At 65.5% G+C, this 319-nt stretch carries 1 pseudogene; it reads right to left on the bottom strand.

Going from position 1 to position 319, the window contains the following annotated elements:
• Positions 1-319, bottom strand: a pseudogene (locus UK12_RS39160) (4-hydroxyphenylpyruvate dioxygenase); the annotation flags it as partial.

Genomic DNA, 319 nt, shown 5'->3' with positions numbered 1-319 from the left:
CGGCGGGCGGTCTCCGTGCGGCATAATGAATATCTGCAACACGTAGCCGTCCTCGTCGCGGTCGACCTTGCTGTGGCGCGTCTTGCTCTCCTCTACCGTGTCGCGCGCCTCGCCGATCCGGGCCGGCAGCTCCGCGTCTTCGTAGTAGGAGTCGGGGTTGTCGAGGAACTCAACGCCGTTGGCGCGCAGGGCGTCCACCGTGGTCAGGATGTCGTTGGTGGCGAATGCCAGGCGCTGGCAGCCCGGGCCGCCGTAGAACTCCAGGTACTCGTCGATCTACGACTTCTTCTTGGCGATGGCCGGCTCGTTCAGCGGGAAC

Source organism: Saccharothrix sp. ST-888, assembly GCF_000955975.1.
GTDB lineage: Bacteria > Actinomycetota > Actinomycetes > Streptomycetales > Streptomycetaceae > Kitasatospora.
This window is presented reverse-complemented; position numbering and strand designations above follow the sequence as displayed.